The following is a 19,260-nucleotide window of genomic DNA, read 5'->3' as shown; positions in this document are numbered from 1 at the left end:
ATGTATAAGAAAAGGAAAGGTTATGACAAATGTTCACTCGGTTTAGCTGCAGAAACCACATCATCCATTCGAACCAGGATGACATCCCGCCCGATTTTTACAATATTTCGCCACGGAATAGTAATGTCCTCACCACCACCAAAAAATCCGAAAAACTTTCCATTCCCCTTACCCGGTACAACAATTGCTTCTACCCGCCCAATCTGCAGATTAATCTCAAGATCCGTCACCTGGCCAAGATTTTTGCCGTCTACCACGTTCACAACATCCTTTTCCTGGAATTCAGAAATCTTAATCATTTGCTTCACCTCACCCTTCGACTTCAGCCTGCTTTGTACTGCTAGTATATGTTCAAATTTTACGAAATGTCCTAAAAGTGCGTTTTGTCCTAAATCCCTTGTCAGAATAAAATTCGATTTGTATACTTATCGACATACGTTTATAAATAAACAATTTACAGCAGGAGGTACTCATAGATGAAGAAAAAATGGACAGCCCTTCTCATCGCTATGCTCGCATTGACAGTATTCGCTGTCGGCTGCGGCAGCAAAGGAGACGGCCAAGCAGCTAACAAAATTATCGTCGGTACAGACGCATCCTTCCCTCCGTTTGAATCCCTCGCTCCAGACGGCAAACCGGAAGGCTTCGACATCGATCTCATCAATGCTATCGCCAAGTCGCAAAATATGAACATTGAAGCAAAACACGTTGGCTGGGACCCGATGATGGCCGGTCTTGAGAACGGTTCGGTCCAAGTAGGGATTGCCGGCATTACGATGAATGATGACCGCAAAAAGCAATTTGATTTCACAGATCCGTATTTCACAGCCAAGCAAGCTATTCTACTCAAAAATTCTGCACCAGACGTAAAAACAATCGCTGACCTGAAAGGAAAAAAAATCGGTGTTCAATCCGGTACAACCGGTCAAGCAGTTGTGGAAAAGAACTTCGGTAAAGGATATACAGGGTTAAAAGGCTTCGATGATATTGCAAGCGCGATTGATGATATGAAAAATGGACGCATTGATGCAGTCGTAGCTGATAACGCAGTGATTAAAAAGTTTAAAGAACAGCTTCAGCTCAATGATGTAAAAATCGTAGAAGATAAAACAATCAATCAGGAACAATACGGCATCGCAGTTAAAAAAGGCAACAAAGAGTTACTCAATACACTTAATAAAGGTCTGAAAGCTGTAAAAGCAGACGGCACATATGACAAGATTTACGCAAAATACTTCAATAAATAAGTATAGGAAAACAAAAAAAGTCCGCATTCCTCCAAAGGAAGCGGACTTTTTTTGTTTATTCAATTATCTTATTTTCTCTACTGTACATGCTTATGCATTTGTGAAATCGCCGCTTTCTCCAGACGCGACACCTGCGCCTGCGAGATACCTATTTCGTCCGCGACCTCCATCTGGGTTTTTCCTTCAAAGAAACGCATGGATAAAATCATTTTCTCCCGCTCGCTCAGACGGCGCATTGCTTCACGAAGGGCAATCTCTTCCGTCCACTGGCTGTCCTTATTTCGCTCATCACTAATCTGATCCATCACAAAAATCGGATCACCACCATCCTGATAAATCGGCTCAAACAGCGATACCGGGTCTTGAATGGCATCAAGTGCAAACACCACATCTTCCTTCGGCACATTGAGCACTTCTGATATTTCATGAATGGTCGGTTCACGCGAATTTTTGTTAGTCAACGTATCGCGTACTTGTAAGGCCTTGTACGCAATATCTCGCAGCGAGCGGGAGACGCGGATCGGATTGTTGTCCCGCAAATACCGGCGAATCTCCCCAATAATCATCGGAACCGCATACGTTGAAAACTTGACATTCTGGCTCAAATCAAAATTATCAATGGCTTTCATCAGCCCGATACAGCCGACTTGAAACAAGTCATCAACGTATTCTCCGCGATTGTTGAAGCGCTGGATAACGCTTAACACCAGGCGTAAGTTGCCATTTACTAATTGCTCTCTTGCTGTGTATTCTCCGCTCTGCAGCCTCTCAAACAAATCCCTCATCTGCACATTGGTCAGTACGGGAAGCTTGGCTGTATCTACGCCGCAGATTTCTACCTTGTTACGTGTCACGTATGTTTCCCTCCTGATGGAGCCAGCGTTACAGATAAGTATCTCCGCAGAGGGAAAAATTATGCAGGACAACCGGGAGACTGTCGCTTCCGAATTGCCCTGCAATTCACACGTTTATAGCATCTTATTAAACTCCTTTTGCAGTCGTTTGATGATGCGCTTCTCCAGGCGTGAAATATACGACTGGGAGATTCCGAGAATATCAGCTACATCCTTCTGCGTTTTCTCCTCTTCTCCATTTAGCCCAAACCGCATCTCCATAATCACGCGCTCACGCTCACTCAGCTTATCCAGCGCTTTATACAGCAGCTTCTTGTCTACCTGCTCTTCGAGATCGCGATAAATAATATCATTTTCTGTTCCTAGCACATCGGAGAGCAATAATTCATTACCATCCCAATCAATATTTAGCGGCTCGTCAAACGATACTTCTGATTTTATCTTGCTGTTACGGCGCAAAAACATCAAAATCTCATTTTCAATACAGCGCGACGCATACGTAGCCAGCTTGATTTTTTTCTCAGGATCAAACGTATTGACTGCCTTAATAAGACCGATGGTGCCAATGCTGACCAAATCTTCAATATTAATGCCAGTGTTCTCAAATTTGCGGGCAATGTACACAACAAGCCGTAAGTTCCGCTCAATCAGCATCGAACGAATAGCCGGATCACCCGTATGCAGACGGCTGAGCAAATACTCTTCTTCCTCCCGATTCAAAGGTGGTGGCAGTGCTTCACTCCCTCCAATATAATGAACTTCCTCTGTGCGAGTGCCGAGCCGAATGAGCAGGCGGTACCACCATAACTGAACCATAAGCCGCAGCTTGACCATTATGCTTCCCCCTTTTTTGTTACGACGCAAGATGGTGTTCTCCTGCGAACGCCTGTGGATGAACAATCGCCTGATAGGTGCCACCTGATGACAACGTACCTGGGCGCAGACCAATTAACATGCCTTCCGGTTGATAGATATCACTTTCGGTGTACACTCGCACCGTATCTGGCCGGAGTGCTACGAGCAGACTCGTTTCGCTCGAAACCGTCCGATACGGAATGAAACGAATGCGCTCAAACCACCGGTACTCCTCGTCGGATAATTGCCCCGTATCGGGCATCCCGGCTTCAATCTGAGCCATAAGCGCTTCCGGGATGACTTCATTCCAGACCGCGAGTTCCGTAATCGTTACGGGTGCACGGGAGAGCGGATCGTGCAATCGATTGCCGGTGTCAATAAAGCCCGTGCAGGCCACCGTGTGAGTAAACAGCTCGATCTCAAGTCTGACATGCTGTACATCTGTCTGGCGGCTGGCCTTCAGCGCCCGATACCCGCTTCGTACCCCCCACCAAAGAGCTGGAAATCCAAGAACAAGCAACCAGAGAGCAGGTTGCCTTCCTGTATGCGTGACAACAATCCCGTTAACAATCTCACTTTGCTGCTCCATGTAATAATGAAGTGCGAACAGGCCACCTCCGATAAAAAAAGAAGCTCCATACAACGCTGCAAGCAGGCGCAGCATTGTCCACGCATTCGTCCAGCCGAATGCGATGAAAAGCATCAGGCAAGAAAATAACCACTTGGCTATAAAAGTAAAAGCAAATGATAAAGGCGGAAAAAATAAAAAAACCGTATACGCAGCTCCTATAAAAGAAGCAAGCAGCAAGCGCCCCCGGTGCATCGGTTGCCGACATACCGTTCCAGTAGCAACAAGTAGCGTATAATCAATCACAGCATTGGTGACAAACACAATGTCGGCATACATCACCATAACATCCTGCCCCCTCTCACGGGTAACCTCTGTACGTTTTCATTATCACATAGAAGACAATAGCATTGTCCCTAAATCGTATGAAAAATTCAGACAAATTATGAGGGATATTTGGATAAAATCCGACAAAAAACGATAGAACAAAGACACTACTACACACGCAAACTTTCTATATAATATAGAAAAAATAGTTGAAAGGGGACTTTTATGAAGCAATTGCCTCTTCTGCTCCTGGCAAGTTTTCTACTTATCTTTATCTGGTCCGGGATTGCACCTAAAGATCGCTTTACATGGTATTTGGAAGTGGCTCCTGCGGTGATTGGGGGACTGATTCTCGTTTGGACATACCGCACGTTTCGACTTACACCGCTTTTGTATGGGCTGCTCTGGATACATGCACTTATTCTGGTGGTAGGTGGACATTATACGTATGCGGAGATGCCGCTGTTTAACTGGCTACGCGACGCATATGACCTGGACCGGAATTATTATGACCGACTCGGCCATTTTGCACAGGGATTCATTCCAGCGATACTAGTTAGAGAGATTCTGATACGTAAGCAAGTTGTCAGAGGTCACGGCTGGCTTTTCTTTCTTGTCGTAAGCATTTGTCTTGCTTTTAGCGCCTTTTATGAACTGCTTGAATTCGGGATGGCACTGGCTACTGGGACGGCGGCGGACGCATTCCTTGGTACACAAGGCGATGTGTGGGATTCACAGTGGGATATGCTGTTTGCGCTTATCGGAGCCATTGTAGCCCAGCTGCTGCTTGCCCGTGTTCATGATCGGCAGCTTCGTTTTTTCAGGTGAAATCGACAACGTGTAGTGAGGGAGTGGGAAAAGAGAGAATCCGTTCGCTTTATTACGCTTTGCTGGGAAGTATATACTGTCCGCTTCGGGAGCCCAACGAACTCGCCCGCAAAAGGAACCCCCCGATGTTTTTTCACAGAAGCATTGCGGGCAAAGGCCCGTTCGCCGTTCTCCCTCCGCTGAGTAGGCGCGTAAAGGCGCTCTCTTGCTTCTCTCTTCTCCCACTCCTAACAACGTTTCGATTTACCAAAACCCACTCGACGCCAGAACGGTTTTGCTCGATAGCCACTGACTTTTCATAAGACCGCTTCCTCATTTTTTACTTGCATAGCAAAGCTCAGCCTCTTGATTATGCTTGAGGTTTTTCATCCAAACTGTGTCAGGAGCAGGATTGGACGGGGCAACGGAACGCTTGTACGCGACTCCCCAGCGGAGGGGTCAGACGAACGGGCTTTTGCCCACAATGCTTCCATGTGGATACATCGCGGGCATCTTTTGTGGGCGAGTTCGCCTGGCACCTGGAGCGGACAGTTCCCACTTCTTCGTAAGCGTACCAAAGTGACGAGGCCCTGCCCGATCCTGCTCCTCCACCACACTTTGGAGAAAATCACCTCTACACTAAGAAAGAGGCTGCCTTATCCGCCATAGTATGACGGTAAGACAGCCTCTTCTATTTTATTGCTGATGATTATTTCTTTCGACTCCGGCGATTACGCAGGAACGTTGGAATGTCGAGATTGTCGAGATTGTTCAGCGAGGAGCCACCTGTGCGCGGCTCCATGCGAGCTGGTGGAGCTTGCTGCACTTCTTCCTCTTCTACTTCCACTTCAACAGCACGCTGGCGGCGCATCGGTTTTAAGTTTCCAGCTTGCGCCGTACCTTTCTGACTCGCATCCGCCTGTGCGCGGCGCAAGTTTGCCTGTTGCGCTTCTTCAAATCCTGTTGCAATTACAGTTACAATGATCTCATCTTTCAGATTCTCATTAATTACTGAACCAAAAATCATGTTCACTTCCGGGTCAGAAGCAGATGCTACAATATCCGCTGCTTCATTTACTTCATACAAGCTTAAGTTTGTGCCGCCTGTAATATTCAACAACACACCACGTGCGCCGTCAATGGATGTTTCAAGAAGCGGACTGCAGATTGCACGTCGTGCCGCTTCCGCTGCACGGTTCTCACCTGTTCCAATCCCGATTCCCATCAAGGCAGATCCACGCTCCGTCATAATCGTTTTGACGTCTGCGAAATCAAGGTTAATCAAGCCCGGAACCGCAATCAAGTCTGAGATGCCCTGCACACCCTGACTCAACACATTATCCGCTTGGCGGAATGCTTCGAGCATTGGTGTATTCTTGTCCACAATCTCAAGCAGGCGGTCGTTTGGAATGACGATGAGTGTGTCTACTTTTTCTTTCAAAGAACAAATTCCGCTGTCGGCCTGCTGGGATCGCTTGCGCCCTTCAAATGTAAATGGTCGGGTTACAACCCCTACTGTGAGCGCACCGATTTCTTTCGCGATCTCTGCAATAACCGGAGCCGCTCCCGTACCTGTACCGCCACCCATACCGGCTGTTACAAATACAAGATCTGCGCCACGCAGTGCCTGCTCTAACTGTTCACGACTTTCTTCCGCTGCTTTCTTGCCGACTTCTGGATTCGCTCCAGCTCCAAGACCACGTGTAAGTTTACCGCCAATCTGCAACTTATGCTGTGCTTTAGACAGATTCAACGCCTGATAATCTGTATTGACCGAGATGAATTCAACGCCCTGAATGCCACCTTCAATCATTCGGTTAACAGCGTTACTTCCACCGCCCCCAACCCCAATTACTTTTATTTGTGCTAGTGTATCCATTTCAAGGTCGAATTCCAACATGTAATAAAGTCCCCCCCACTTATCATGCAAACAGTTCTAGATAAACTCGCTGAACCAGTCTTTCACTTTCCGGACGAATCCGCCTTGCTCCTTCGGCTCTTTCGAAGCTTTCGGTGCAGCTGGCTGCTTGCGTACCGCTTTCGGTTGACTTTGTTTCGCTTCGAACTGCTGCGGCATCTGATTCATATAGTATTTGGAAGCGTATTTGATCAATCCCACTCCCGCTGTATACCCTGGGTCACGCACTCCGATATAATCGGGAATAGCAATCCGCACGGGCGCCTGAAGCTCATAGCGTGCTAACTCCAACAGTCCTGGGATGCTGGCCACACCTCCCGTCAGGACAAAACCGTTTGGAATCGTGGCGTCGTATCCAAGAGATTCAAGTTCTTCTTCTACAAGCTCAAAAATCTCTGCGGCACGTGGCTCGATAATATTAGCAAGTTCGATCTGTGTAAACTCCTTGTCCACATCGCTGCCAATTCGCTTTACATGAAAACGCTCGTCCTCATTTGCTTCCTCTACAAGCGCACAGCCACTCTTAGTCTGAATTTGCTTCGCTTCCTCTGTTGTCGTTCTAAGTCCAATCGCAATATCATTCGTAATGTATTCCCCGCCAATTGGAAGTACAGAAAAGGCACTTAATGTACCAAGTTCAAATACCGATACCGTAGTAGAACCAGCACCAATATCTACGAGAACCACTCCAAGATTTTTCTCATCCTTCGTCAAGGCAATTTCACTGGACGCAAGCGGCATTAAATACATTCCGACAATTGATAAACCTGCTCGTTCTACACAGCGCATAATGTTATGTATAACCGTCTTTGACCCGGTAATAATTGTTCCTTCCATCTCCAGACGCACGCCGAGCATGCCCCTCGGATCACTAATTTCTCCGAGTCCATCTACGATATATTGAACAGGAACAACGTCGATAATCTCTCGCTCCGGCGGAATCGCAATCACCTGTGCAGCTTTCATGACGCGCTCAATGTCGTCATCACCGATCTCGCGATTTTCGCTCGATACAGCGACTACCCCCTGGCTCGCCTGAAGTTGTATATGGTTACCGGAAATTCCGACTACAACGTGATGAATTGGCAAATCGACCATGCGTTCCGCTTTCTCTACAGCTTCACGAATGGCCTGAACCGTTTCATCAATATCCACAATCGCACCCTTCTTAATTCCGTGCGAATCCGCCGTTCCGACTCCAATGATGTTAATGCTCCCGCTATTAATTTCTCCAATGATTACTCTGACTTTGGATGTACCAATATCTAAGCTGACGATGTATTCGTTGTTGTTCATATTTGGCACCTCCTCTTTGCGTTAAATTCGCTCAAATTTGTCGTTAAAAGTAATTTACCTACTCTACTTCCACACACTATGTTTTTTCCCCTTTTTTTCTATGAGAAAAAATCGAAAAAATTACAGAGATCAGTTCCTATCTACTTCTTCCTTATCCTTAAACCAGCGACCAATCAGAATTCGGCGAATTACCGCAATGTTATTAAACAGGCGAACACCAAAAGCAAAAATGGCAGCCAAATATAAGTCTACTCCCATATATACGCCCAGAAATGCCAGGCCTGCTGCTAGAAGAGTATTAAAGAAAAAACCAGAAACAAAAACTTTAATATCAAAAAAGTCTTCCAAATAGGCACGAATCCCGCCAAATATCGTATCCAGACCGGCAAGCAACGCAATGGACAAGTAGCTGCTGTATTCTTCTGGAACGCGAACTTCAAACGAGAGGCCGAGAATGACCCCGATCACTAAACCGAGTACAGGTAGCCACATCGTTTATGACGCTCCTTTATTCTCAAGTGGTTTCATATACCGAACCTTACTGCTTCCTGCGTAGGCAGGAACTGCTAGATTGTCTTTTTTTTCAAGGATGAATTTCTTGTTGAGAAAATGAAACCAGTCCTCCATCGACTCACGGTCTGCACCAGGCAGACGCACGGCCGCTTCAAGGCTCTGCGGATCACCCAATACATGCAGTACATACGGCATACTAATTGCACGTGTATCGACCTGAATGCCTTCCCCGACTGTACGAATGGAGCTGTTCACAATAAGACGATGGCCGTTGATGGAAATCGCTTTTGCTCCATTAGCAAAAAGCAGACTCGTCAAATCTGTCAAATCCTGATCAATGACAGGAGACTGAAGTTTCTCTGGTGTTAGTTCTTTAGACCCGTTCTCATCAATTGTAAGGATGATTCCCTTTCCGCTTACTTCTGTAAAGCCATTCTCTTTTTTAACGTGTGCCAGCTCGTCCGCAATCACTTTCGGACTGCCTCCTTCGCTCATGGATGCATTATATTCGGAAAGAAGCGTACTATACTTCGAAATGTCACCCAGAAGTTTCTGGTGCGTCTCCATTTCTTTCTGGAGATTTTGCCGAAGCTGAAAAACGTCCTGCTTCTGCATAGTAAGGGAGGGCTGGTTAGAACGGAACTGGACAGCTAGCATGACTCCAATAATAATACTTACGCCCGTAATTATGAATGGGACCTGCCGATTATTTTTCATTTTTTCCCGCCCTCCCCATTACTTTCTTCCCGCAGGCTAATCGCTTTCTTCTCATCATTCTCTCCGACATAGGCCGGCAGTTCGATTCGATTGGACTCACTGATCGTTACGCCGATTGTCCGCTGTTTTAACCCATCAATAATCCCACCCGGCATTTTCAACGCTGATACGAGTGTTTCCTTCTCACCGATTGCCCGGATGACGAACGGCGGCGCCAGCTTAATGTCATTGACGATAATGGTTGGACCCACACAGCGGACACTTGATCCACTAACAAGGCGTTGATCATTGATCGCAATTCCTTCTGCCCCTGCCGCAAACAGTTCATTCACTACATCGCGCAAATTTTGGTCGTGTACAATGCCATCCGCAACGTTTTTGAAATCACGGGCTGTTTTACTGTCTTCAAGCGTAACCGTCACACCCTGTCCAACAACCGGGGTCAGCCCCGCCTGCATCCGCAGCATTTCAAGTTCATGCAATACCTGCTGGGAGATCGCCTGGCGCTCTGACAAATCTTTTTCTTTTGTATTTACTTCTGTACGCAGCTTTTGCAGACGCTCTTGCAGTATTTCATTTGTTTCTTTCTCATGAATGATTTTCTCATTCATGAGAACCTTTTGTTTCCATTCACTGTCTGCCCGATCTCCTACTTCCCGATTACTCCGGTCTGTTACCTGCACAGAATAGGCAGCAATAAAACCGAACATAAGCAGCACACTACTTAAATACACATGAATACGCCGCACTTTAAGACTTTTTGTCACTTTTCCCCTGCTTTTGCTGCTGTTTGTACGGTTCAAACCACTTCACCTCTGAAAGATTGATAATCCCTTCTGTGCGTCCCTCCCGCTTCAAGCTTTGAACGAAGGAAGGATACCAGGCCATATTTTGTGCAAAATTAGTAACAGTCGTATGTACTTCGTAGCCATCTTTCATAAATAGAATAACTTTTTCGGGATCACTTGCGGACGGCTGATGGCTAATCTCTGAGATCTGCTGTCTAACCCCCTGATCCATTTTTGCCAGTTCCGCTGCAAATGTCGGCAAAAGCGCTGCGGTCTGCCACTGGCGAATGATTGGCTTGTCCACAGAGTCACCTGGATTCGCATACTCTTTTAAAATATCACCCATGGCTGTGACAGGATAGAGCGTTCCACGCGCATCCATCCATAGTGCTACACGCGGTTTTTCTTTTACGATAATACGTACTTTCCCGGGAAACGATTTCTCGACATGAACTGTATCAATCGCCGGAATGCTGTTTTTAATAGAAGTAGATACCTTATCTGTGTCCACAAATAAATACTGCATATTCAATTTGACCTGCGATTGCTTCACCACTTCATCAGCTTTAACAATCTCCGTACCGGTTACCGAAATATCCTGCACCCGGCTCATGGATGAGCGAAAGAAAAGTACGAGCAATACGATGAGAAAAAACAACAGCATCAGCACAAGTATTTGGCGGTTCGTGTTTTTCTTTCGCTTCTCCTGCCGCAGATGCGGCACTTTTTCAAGCTTGGCCATTCACCATCCCTCGCTTTTCTCCTCTTAAACTTACAAAAGCGGCATACGATACATATGCCGCTTCATTTGTCAGTATGTGATTTACGACTGGCGCCGGATACGAGCTCCAAGGCTTGCAAGCTGCGCTTCAATCCGGTCATACCCACGGTCGATATGATGGATACGGGTGACAGTCGTTTCTCCTTCTGCAGCCAGACCGGCAATCAAAAGCGCCGCACCGGCACGTAAGTCCGTTGCTTCCACAACGGCCCCGGAAAGATGTGGTACCCCCCGAATAAAGGCATTATTTAAGTCCACGTAAAGGTTCGCACCGAGGCGGCACAATTCATTCACATGCTTAAATCGTCCATCAAAAACAGTTTCCTTCATAATACTACAGCCATCAGCAAGCGAAAGAAACGCCATCATCTGCGCCTGCATATCCGTCGGAAACCCTGGATACGGTGCAGTTATAATGCGCTCCACAGCATGAAACGGACGCTTCCCCTTCACGGTAATTATATCATGCTCATAGTCGATTTCAACACCACTTTGTTTTACAACATCTAACAATGCAACCATATGCATCGGATTGACATTACGCAAGGTGATGTCTCCCCCAGTAATGGCTGCCGCCAGCATCATTGTGCCTGCGACAATACGATCCGGGATCACTTGATAATCAGCAGCCTGAAGTGCCGACACACCTTCGATAATAATTTTATCTGTGCCAGCCCCACGGACGCGCGCGCCAAGCTGATTCAGGAAATTCTGTAGATCAATGATCTCTGGTTCGCGTGCTGCGTTGGAGAGAATCGTCTCCCCTTTTGCTAGCACAGCAGCCATCATGATATTTTCCGTTGCGCCTACACTCGGATAATCCAGAAAAATCATACCACCACGTAGTTGTTTAGCTGAACAGCGAATGAATCCATCATGATTCGTAATCGTAGCGCCGAGCGCTTCTAGTCCTTTCAAATGCAGGTTGATTCTTCTCTCGCCGATCGCGCATCCCCCTGGATGTGACAAAATCACTTCCCCAAAGCGTGCGATGAGCGGCCCCATCAGAAAAATCGAAGACCGCATCTGCCCCATCAACTCTTCTGGTACAGCAAATGATGTAAGTCCTGTTGTATCTACATGTACAGTCGTCGCCTCATGGCGGCAGACCGCACCGAGTTCAGTCAATATTTTGAGCATTACTTCAATGTCTGAGAGATGAGGAACATCGTAAATGGTATATGAGCCACCGGTGAGCACTGTGGCGGCCAAAATCGGCAACGCCGCATTTTTTGCGCCCTGAATGCGCAATTCTCCCGTAAGCGGAACTCCTCCCTCAATTACGAATGCTTCCAAGATTTCACCTCCGTTTACGCCTCGCCGATAACAAGCACTTCTGGCACAAGCTCAATCCCTGTGCGCTCTGCTACAATCGTTTTTGCCTGTTGCATCAGGTCAAGGACGTCCTGCGCTTTCGCGTTGCCGATGTTGACGATAAAGTTGGCATGCTTCTCCGAAATCTGGGCCCCTCCAACAGTCATGCCTTTTAGTCCTGCACTCTCAATTAGACGCCCCGCATGATCTCCCGGCGGATTGCGGAATACACTGCCCGCACATGGCATCGAGAGCGGCTGTGTCTGGCGACGGCGATCTTTGTAGGACGCCATCTGCCCAGCGATTGTCTTCCGGTCACCATGGGCCAGCCTGAACACAGCACCTGTTACGATCGCCTGTTGTGTCTGCAGGGTTGATTTGCGATAACCAAAGCCCAGTTCTTCTTTCGTCCAGCGTACCTGCTCCCCGTTCTCAAGCAGCACGTCAGCAACTTGCAAAATACGTGACACATCCGAGCCATGCGCACCCGCATTCATATAGACAGCGCCGCCTACAGTACCGGGAATGCCGCCAGCGAATTCAAGCCCGGTCAGCCCCTCTTTCCCCGCCATTACCGCTAAGCGAATGAAAGAGTAGCCGGCTCCCACCTCTACTTCTTCTCCGTTAAAGGTAAGGTGTTCAAACCCGTCAGCCAGTTTAAAAACAGCTCCGCGGATTCCCCCGTCCCGTACAAGCAGATTGGAACCTCTTCCAAGTACGCGCCATGGAACACCATGCTTATATACGAGTTTCATACTGCGTGCAAGCGCCTCTCTATCGGTCGGTTCAATTAGTAGATCTGCCGGCCCGCCAATCTTCCATGTGGTGTGATTGGCTAGCGGCTCATTCATAAGTACGGCTCCGACATTAGCTTCTATAAGCTCTCCCATCAACTTCTGCATTGATCGAACCTCTCCTCCTTGCTGCGTAATGCGCGTTTGCCCGTTGGCCACGCGCCTAGAATACTGTATGCCTACCGCGCCTACTGTGTTACTTCGGCGCCTTCATAATTGCTTTTAATTCATTGTATACAAGCACAGCCGCATCCGGCTGGCCGAGCGAGCGTGACGCTACGCTCATAGTTCGGGCGCGACTCTCGTCTTTCAGAATGCTATCAATCGACTCCATCAACGTTTTGCCACTCAGTTCGGATTCCAAAATGACACAGGCTGCTCCTTGCTCTTCCAGCCAGCGTCCATTTTTCTCTTGATGATTGTTCGTTACATACGGTGATGGAATGAGAATCGATGGCAGGCCGAGAGCTGTAATCTCTGCAAGGAACGACGCTCCGGCACGGTTTACGATTAGATCAACCCCCGCTAGCACTTCCGGCATGTTATAAATAAACGGGCGAATCGTCATATTCGGCGGCACATCCCCAATTGCCTTTACGGTCTGTTCGTAATGCACCTCTCCTGTTACATATACAATATGATAGTCGACATGTTCACGGAGATGCGGAACAAGTTGAATCACGGCATCATTAATCGCTTTAGCCCCCCGGCTTCCCCCGACAATGAGCACATACTTTTTGCCCGCAGGAACGCCAAGCGAAGCAAGCCCCGCCTCACCGTTTGCTCGGACCACTTCACTAGCACGCGGATTGCCGGTAATAACCGTTTTCTCTGCTGGAAAATGCGGCGCAGACCCTTCAAATGTAACAGCCACACGTTCTGTATAGCGAGACAAGAATTTGTTAGTCAGTCCTGGAATGACATTCTGCTCGTGAATCAGTGTCGGGATGCCGAGTGAATGACCTGCGTATACAACAGGACCACATACATATCCACCTGTACCGACTACCACATCTGGCTTAAAATCTCGAATCAGTTTCTTCGCCCGACTCGTCGCTTTAAAGAAACGCAGAATGGTTTTTACGTTCTCAAACGAAAGGCTCCGTTTAAATCCGGTAATGTACACCGATTCAAACGGAACACCTTCTTTTGGAACAAGATTCGCTTCAAGCCCACGCTCGGTGCCAATGTAGAGCACACGTGAATCCGGCTCGTGCTGTTTTATTTCCTGAATGAGAGCGAGGGCCGGGTAGATGTGGCCTCCCGTCCCTCCTCCACTAATGACGATGTTCATAAAACCTCTCCTCTTTACCCGGTTTCTCTCTTCGTAAATTTACTCCATTACGCACGCGAATAGCGTGAAATGTTCAGCAAGACACCGATCCCGGTCAGCATCAGTGTAAGCGAGGAGCCTCCATAACTTAAAAACGGGAGGGTAATTCCCGTTACCGGAAAGAGCCCTGTAACAACCCCGACATTGATGACAACCTGAATGGCAACCATCCCGATAATACCGCAAGCCAGCAGACTGCCGAATAAATCCGGTGCCGTCACTGCAACCCGCATCCCCCGCCACAAAAGTAAAAGGAACAAAAGCAGAACCGTAGTTCCACCGATAAATCCAAGTTCTTCGGAAAGGATGGAAAAAATAAAATCATTATACGGCTCCGGCAAATACAAAAACTTTTGCCGACTCATTCCAAGGCCAAGCCCCATCAGGCCACCTGGACCAATCGCATACAATGACTGAATCAGCTGATACCCTGCGCCAAGCGGGTCCTGCCACGGATCAATAAAGGCGGTAATCCGCTTCATCCGGTACGGGGCAACCGCAATCAGTGCTGCAAATCCGATCAAGCCGAGAAAAGCGAGACCAAACAGATGTTGCAAGCGGGCGCCCGCTATGAAAATCATCAGAACAGACGTGCCAAGAAGTACCGTTCCTGTTCCCAGATCGGGCTGGAGCATAATCAAACCAAACGCCACACATACAATCCCTAATGTCGGTATCAGCCCTTTGGTGAAAGAGCCAATGTCTTTCTGATTATCTGACAACCATTTTGCGAGAAACGTAGCCATGCCTAGCTTCGTAAACTCCGCTGGCTGAATCCCAAATGCACCAAAACCAAGCCAGGACTTAGCACCATTTACTTCCCGGCCAATAATTAGGACAATCACAAGCAGAAAAAAACAAAAGAACAGCCCCGGTTTGGCCCATTTTTTCCACACCCAGTAATCCACATTCATCGTAACAAACATGGAAACAACACCAAGTATGGCAAAAATAAGCTGCCGCTTCGTGAAAAAGAACGCGTCCCCCTTCTGGGCCGCCACGACAGCACTGGAGCTGTACACCATAATAACACCGACAGCAAGCAGAACAAACGTCACAACAATAATAATAAAATCAGGAGTTGAACGGGCCTTGGTCATGCAAAACACCTCTTAACCAGCACAGGATTTTGCCCTACCATGCCTGTCCGTTCTACCTCCTGATTTTAAAGGAAAGATTTAGAGCGAACAGCGGTTACGGGCTTGTTTTAAGCTTATGCACAGACTGCTTAAACAAGACCCCCCGCTCTTCAAACGATTTGTACATGTCCCAACTCGCGCACGCTGGCGAAAGCAGGACAATGTCTCCCGGTTGTGCGATACGGCGGGCCTCATTAACCGCGTCCGTAACAGTATCGACGCGCTCCGCCCGAATAATCCCTGCATCTTCTGCCCGATCCAATAATTTTTCGGCGGTCTGGCCGTATACGATTGCCGCTTTCACATGCTGGCGCAAGAGCGGCACCAGCTCCTTGAAGTCAATGCCTCGATCCAGTCCACCGCCGATCCAGACGATAGGTGCTGCAAACGACGTCAATGCCCGGCTAGCCGCTTCCGGATTCGTCGCCTTCGAATCGTTATAATATTTGACTCCGTCAATCTCGGCTACAAACTCAAGACGGTGCTCCACACCGGAGAATGTGCTAAGAACATGGCGCAGCGCCTCTACAGGTGCACCTGCCGCACGCGCAGCGCATACAGCCGCCAGCACGTTCTCCAGATTATGTGCACCTGGAAGCGCAATTTCATCCAGGCGAATGATCTCTTCTTCTGCCGGAGCATCCACAAATCGAGCTGCAATTGGCCCATCGATCGGACGTTTGAATACAACCATGCCATCCCGAACGAAGCACCCCTGTGTTACTTCTTCCACCGAGCTAAACCAGAGAACAGTCGACTCAATCCGATCTGCCATCTCACGGCAGAACGAATTATCATAATTCAGCACCGCAATAGTAGACGCATCCTGATTATTGAACAGCTTCTGCTTGCTCTGTATGTAATCGTCTTTCGTTTTATGATAGTCGAGGTGTGCATCGTACACATTCAACAGGCAGCCAATCTCGGGACGGAACGTCTTTGTGCCTTTGAGCTGGAAGCTACTTAACTCAGCCACGAGTTTCTGTTCTGATGTGATATGTGCCGCCTGCTCACTAAGGGGTGTGCCTATATTCCCTGCGACAACAGGGGACAGACCCGCCGCATCAAGAATTTCACCGATGAGCGTTGTCGTTGTTGTTTTACCGTTCGAGCCAGTAATGCCAATAATCGGCGCATCCGATAGCTGGTACGCAATCTCCACCTCAGTTACAACCGGAATGTTAGCAGCAAGCGCAGCCTGTACCGGCGGCGCCTCGTACGGAATCCCTGGATTTTTTACAACAAGATCAATCCCTGCATGAATGAGATCATCAGGATGTCCACCGCAGATTACGGTAATGCCCGCTGCACGTAACTCTGCCACACCCTCGCATTCCGCTTCCGGCTTGCGGTCATTCAGCGTTACAGTCGCACCGCATTCAGCTAGCACCCGTGCTGCTGCCGCACCGCTTTTCGCCATGCCGAGCACCACGATTTGTTTTCCCTCATACTGTTGCTTGCCTCTCTCCATACCCATTAGCTCCACACCCCAATGTATACGCCCAGGCTGGCGCAAATAAGTCCAACAAACCAGAATACCGTTACGACCCGCCACTCTGACCAGCCACCCAGTTCATAATGATGATGAAGCGGACTCATGCGGAACACCCGTTTTTTGCGCGTTTTAAATGAAAAAACTTGAATAATAACGGACAGCGCCTCCATAACGAAGACACCACCAATGACGATCAGTAAAATTTCTGTTTTCGTTAGAATCGCTACCCCAGCAAGTGCCCCGCCGAGTGCGAGTGATCCAGTATCCCCCATGAACACTTTAGCCGGATTCGCGTTAAAGACGAGGAATCCAAGCACCGCACCGACAACAGCCGCCGAGAAAATAGCGATGTTCATCTGGCTGCTCATCCAGGCGATAATCGCGTATGCGCCAAACGCAATCGCACTCGTGCCTGCCAGCAAGCCATCCAGACCGTCTGTTAAATTCACTGCATTAGATGTTCCGATTGTCATAATGAGTACAAGCGGCAAGTACATCCAGCCAAGCTCTACTTTAATACCTGTTCCAGGAACAGACACCGATGTGTCATAGCCAGTCTGGGTTAATACATAATAAAATACCGCGCCAATCGCGAACTGACCGAACAGTTTCTGCTTCGCTGTTAATCCTAGATTACGTTTGAGGACAATCTTAATGAAATCATCCAGAAAACCAATCAGCCCGTAGCCGAGTGTAATCAGCAGAAGCAACATAATCTCTACAGACCAATTAGAAAATTTCAGAACGGTAAAAGCAAGAGCTAGCAAAATAATAATGCCGCCCATCGTTGGCGTTCCCGCCTTTTTCTGGTGCCCCTTTGGACCTTCTTCCCGAATTGTTTGGCCGAACTTCAATCGTCTAAGTACAGGGATGAAGAGCGGAGCAAGTAAAACGGCTATGAGAAAAGCTGCGGCAATGGAAAAAAATAAAACAGGTACAAACATTCCGCATCCTCCTTTCTTTTTCTCCTCATCCTATTTTTCTTTATCTAGTATGGCTTGATAGGCCTCTTCTTTATCATCGAAATGAATCGTTTGATCGCCAATAATCTGATAGGTTTCATGTCCTTTGCCCGCGATCAGCACCACATCCCCTGGCTGTGCACGCTTGATCGCCTCACGAATGGCATCCCGACGATCCATGATGGTCATGTACGTTTCTTCACGTACTCCTGCTTCATCCAGTCCAGCAATCATATCGTCGATAATTTGTTTCGGGTCTTCTGAGCGCGGATTATCCGATGTAATCACGACCATATCGGCATATTGTGCTGCAATGCGTGCCATAATTGGCCGCTTCGTTCGGTCACGATCACCGCCACATCCGACAAGACAATAAATATGGCCTTCCGCAAATCCACGAATCGTTTTGAGCACATTCTCCAGACTATCCGGTGTATGCGCATAATCGACAATAACGGAAAACGGCTGACCTGCCACAACTGGCTCAAACCGTCCGCGCACGCCTTCCACACGTTCAAGCGTCGCCTTCAACTGCGCAAGCGTAATTCCTTCTACGAGGCAGGCAGCAGTTGCAGCAAGCACGTTATACACATTAAAATTCCCGATAAGCTTCAGCGTCAAATCGAGACTGCCTTTCCATGTATCCACAACAAGCTTTGTGCCATGTGCGGTAATATGAATATCACGTGCCCGTACGTCTGCCTCACTGTGAATGCCGTATGTAATAACCTGAGCGGGTGTCATACGGGCAAATTCAGCACTTGCCGGATCATCTACATTCAGCACGGCATGCTTCATCTGTCCGTCTCCATATTCATTGCCCAGTTGGGAGAAAAGCAGTCCTTTCGCCTGCTGATAGTTCTCCATTGTTTTATGATAATCGAGGTGATCCTGTGTCAAGTTCGTGAAGACACCCGTAACGAACCGCACACCGCGCACCCGCCCCATGTCAAGTGCATGAGACGATACTTCAATCGCCGCATAGTCCGCACCTCCGTCTTTCATCCAGCGGAATGCCCGGTGCAGCTCAAGCACTTCTGGCGTCGTGTTTTTCACTTCACGCACGTCGTCGCCAAGCCGCATCTCAATTGTGCCGATTAGACCACACCGATGTCCCGCTTCTGTCAGAATACGCTCAATCAAACTCGTCGTCGTCGTTTTACCGTTCGTTCCGGTGACGCCGATCACGCGCAGCGCATGAGACGGTTGCCCGTAAAAACGATCAGCGAGCACCGCAAGCGCCCGCTTCGTGTCCGGCACGTATATAACCGGAACCGAAACAGCAAGCGGACGCTGTGCGAGTACCGCTACCGCTCCATTCGCCACCGCTTTCGCTGCAAAATCATGTCCGTCCACAGTAAAACCCGGAAGACATACGAACAAGTCTCCCGGCTTCACCCGGCGTGAATCAATTTCAATCCCTGTAATCTCCATGGATACTTCCCCTGCCGAGCGCCACAATGTGAGCGCGGCCAGTAGGTCGTCTGCCTGCATGTTCTTTCTCCTTCTTTCTTGTTCAGCGAGTGTTCCGCTTTCCTTGATGAATTCATAC

The 19,260-nt window shown here is 48.2% G+C and carries 20 protein-coding genes; 2 read left to right on the top strand and 18 right to left on the bottom strand.

Annotation, left to right across the window (positions count from 1 at the left end; all coding sequences use genetic code 11):
• Positions 1–20 precede the first annotated feature (20 nt).
• Positions 21–299 (bottom strand): YlmC/YmxH family sporulation protein, encoded by a 279-nt coding sequence (locus tag CB4_RS08325; RefSeq protein WP_096464892.1) that lies wholly within the window; start codon positions 297–299, stop codon positions 21–23.
• Positions 300–476: 177 nt separating this feature from the next.
• Here CB4_RS08325 and CB4_RS08320 point away from each other — a divergent pair, with 177 nt between their 5' ends.
• Positions 477–1,247, top strand: a complete 771-nt coding sequence (locus CB4_RS08320; RefSeq protein WP_096464890.1) for a basic amino acid ABC transporter substrate-binding protein — start codon at positions 477–479, stop codon at positions 1,245–1,247.
• Between the two features lie 77 nt (positions 1,248–1,324).
• Here the strand turns inward: CB4_RS08320 and sigG are convergent, their stop codons facing one another.
• The 3 genes from sigG to spoIIGA form a co-directional block, all read right to left on the bottom strand.
• Positions 1,325–2,101, bottom strand: coding sequence for an RNA polymerase sporulation sigma factor SigG (gene sigG, locus CB4_RS08315; RefSeq protein ID WP_096464888.1), 777 nt, complete (start codon positions 2,099–2,101; stop codon positions 1,325–1,327).
• Between the two features lie 114 nt (positions 2,102–2,215).
• Positions 2,216–2,938: an RNA polymerase sporulation sigma factor SigE gene (sigE, locus tag CB4_RS08310; RefSeq protein ID WP_096467685.1), complete on the bottom strand. Its 723-nt coding sequence runs from the start codon at positions 2,936–2,938 to the stop codon at positions 2,216–2,218.
• A 16-nt stretch (positions 2,939–2,954) separates the two neighbouring features.
• The gene (spoIIGA, locus tag CB4_RS08305; protein WP_096464886.1) at positions 2,955–3,869 is read right to left on the bottom strand and encodes a sigma-E processing peptidase SpoIIGA; all 915 of its coding nucleotides are present in this window, start codon (positions 3,867–3,869) and stop codon (positions 2,955–2,957) included.
• A gap of 207 nt (positions 3,870–4,076) precedes the next feature.
• On the opposite strand from spoIIGA, the gene CB4_RS08300 reads away from it, so the two are divergent.
• Positions 4,077–4,679 carry a DUF2238 domain-containing protein gene (locus CB4_RS08300; RefSeq protein WP_096464884.1) on the top strand — a complete coding sequence of 201 codons (603 nt, stop codon included), beginning with the start codon at positions 4,077–4,079 and terminating at the stop codon, positions 4,677–4,679.
• Between the two features lie 438 nt (positions 4,680–5,117).
• Here CB4_RS08300 and CB4_RS20895 read toward each other — a convergent pair whose 3' ends face one another.
• From CB4_RS20895 to CB4_RS08235, 14 genes are all read right to left on the bottom strand, one after another.
• Positions 5,118–5,273 carry a hypothetical protein gene (locus CB4_RS20895; protein ID WP_157737875.1) on the bottom strand — a complete coding sequence of 52 codons (156 nt, stop codon included), beginning with the start codon at positions 5,271–5,273 and terminating at the stop codon, positions 5,118–5,120.
• 94 nt (positions 5,274–5,367) lie between these two features.
• Positions 5,368–6,558 (bottom strand): cell division protein FtsZ, encoded by a 1,191-nt coding sequence (gene ftsZ, locus CB4_RS08295; RefSeq protein WP_096464882.1) that lies wholly within the window; start codon positions 6,556–6,558, stop codon positions 5,368–5,370.
• A gap of 36 nt (positions 6,559–6,594) precedes the next feature.
• Complete coding sequence (ftsA, locus tag CB4_RS08290) at positions 6,595–7,872, bottom strand: cell division protein FtsA (RefSeq protein WP_096464880.1); 1,278 nt, start codon at positions 7,870–7,872, stop codon at positions 6,595–6,597.
• 129 nt (positions 7,873–8,001) lie between these two features.
• Positions 8,002–8,364: a small basic family protein gene (locus tag CB4_RS08285; protein WP_096464878.1), complete on the bottom strand. Its 363-nt coding sequence runs from the start codon at positions 8,362–8,364 to the stop codon at positions 8,002–8,004.
• A 3-nt stretch (positions 8,365–8,367) separates the two neighbouring features.
• Entirely contained in the window at positions 8,368–9,102 is a 735-nt protein-coding gene (locus tag CB4_RS08280; protein ID WP_096464876.1) for a DUF881 domain-containing protein, read from the bottom strand.
• The gene (locus CB4_RS08275; RefSeq protein ID WP_096464874.1) at positions 9,099–9,869 is read right to left on the bottom strand and encodes a DUF881 domain-containing protein; all 771 of its coding nucleotides are present in this window, start codon (positions 9,867–9,869) and stop codon (positions 9,099–9,101) included. The genes CB4_RS08280 and CB4_RS08275 overlap by 4 nt, the downstream gene beginning before the upstream one ends.
• Positions 9,853–10,632 (bottom strand): cell division protein FtsQ/DivIB, encoded by a 780-nt coding sequence (locus tag CB4_RS08270; RefSeq protein WP_096464872.1) that lies wholly within the window; start codon positions 10,630–10,632, stop codon positions 9,853–9,855. The genes CB4_RS08275 and CB4_RS08270 overlap by 17 nt, the downstream gene beginning before the upstream one ends.
• Positions 10,633–10,713: 81 nt before the next feature.
• Positions 10,714–11,967 carry a UDP-N-acetylglucosamine 1-carboxyvinyltransferase gene (gene murA / locus CB4_RS08265; RefSeq protein WP_096464870.1) on the bottom strand — a complete coding sequence of 418 codons (1,254 nt, stop codon included), beginning with the start codon at positions 11,965–11,967 and terminating at the stop codon, positions 10,714–10,716.
• Positions 11,968–11,981: 14 nt separating this feature from the next.
• On the bottom strand, positions 11,982–12,887 hold the full coding sequence (murB, locus tag CB4_RS08260) for a UDP-N-acetylmuramate dehydrogenase (protein WP_096464868.1): 906 nt from the start codon (positions 12,885–12,887) through the stop codon (positions 11,982–11,984).
• An 88-nt stretch (positions 12,888–12,975) separates the two neighbouring features.
• Entirely contained in the window at positions 12,976–14,073 is a 1,098-nt protein-coding gene (gene murG, locus CB4_RS08255; protein WP_096464866.1) for an undecaprenyldiphospho-muramoylpentapeptide beta-N-acetylglucosaminyltransferase, read from the bottom strand.
• Between the two features lie 47 nt (positions 14,074–14,120).
• Positions 14,121–15,212, bottom strand: coding sequence for a stage V sporulation protein E (gene spoVE, locus CB4_RS08250; protein WP_096464864.1), 1,092 nt, complete (start codon positions 15,210–15,212; stop codon positions 14,121–14,123).
• A gap of 94 nt (positions 15,213–15,306) precedes the next feature.
• Positions 15,307–16,728, bottom strand: coding sequence for a UDP-N-acetylmuramoyl-L-alanine--D-glutamate ligase (murD, locus tag CB4_RS08245; protein ID WP_231956195.1), 1,422 nt, complete (start codon positions 16,726–16,728; stop codon positions 15,307–15,309).
• Positions 16,728–17,690: a phospho-N-acetylmuramoyl-pentapeptide-transferase gene (mraY, locus tag CB4_RS08240; protein ID WP_096464862.1), complete on the bottom strand. Its 963-nt coding sequence runs from the start codon at positions 17,688–17,690 to the stop codon at positions 16,728–16,730. The genes murD and mraY overlap by 1 nt, the downstream gene beginning before the upstream one ends.
• Before the next feature lie 30 nt (positions 17,691–17,720).
• Positions 17,721–19,202: a UDP-N-acetylmuramoyl-L-alanyl-D-glutamate--2,6-diaminopimelate ligase gene (locus CB4_RS08235; protein WP_096464860.1), complete on the bottom strand. Its 1,482-nt coding sequence runs from the start codon at positions 19,200–19,202 to the stop codon at positions 17,721–17,723.
• Between the last annotated feature and the right edge of the window lie 58 nt (positions 19,203–19,260).

Origin of the sequence: Aneurinibacillus soli, assembly GCF_002355375.1 — a bacterium.
Lineage (GTDB): Bacteria > Bacillota > Bacilli > Aneurinibacillales > Aneurinibacillaceae > Aneurinibacillus > Aneurinibacillus soli.
Note: the sequence above shows the minus strand (reverse complement) of the source record. Positions and strands in the feature narration are given on the sequence as shown.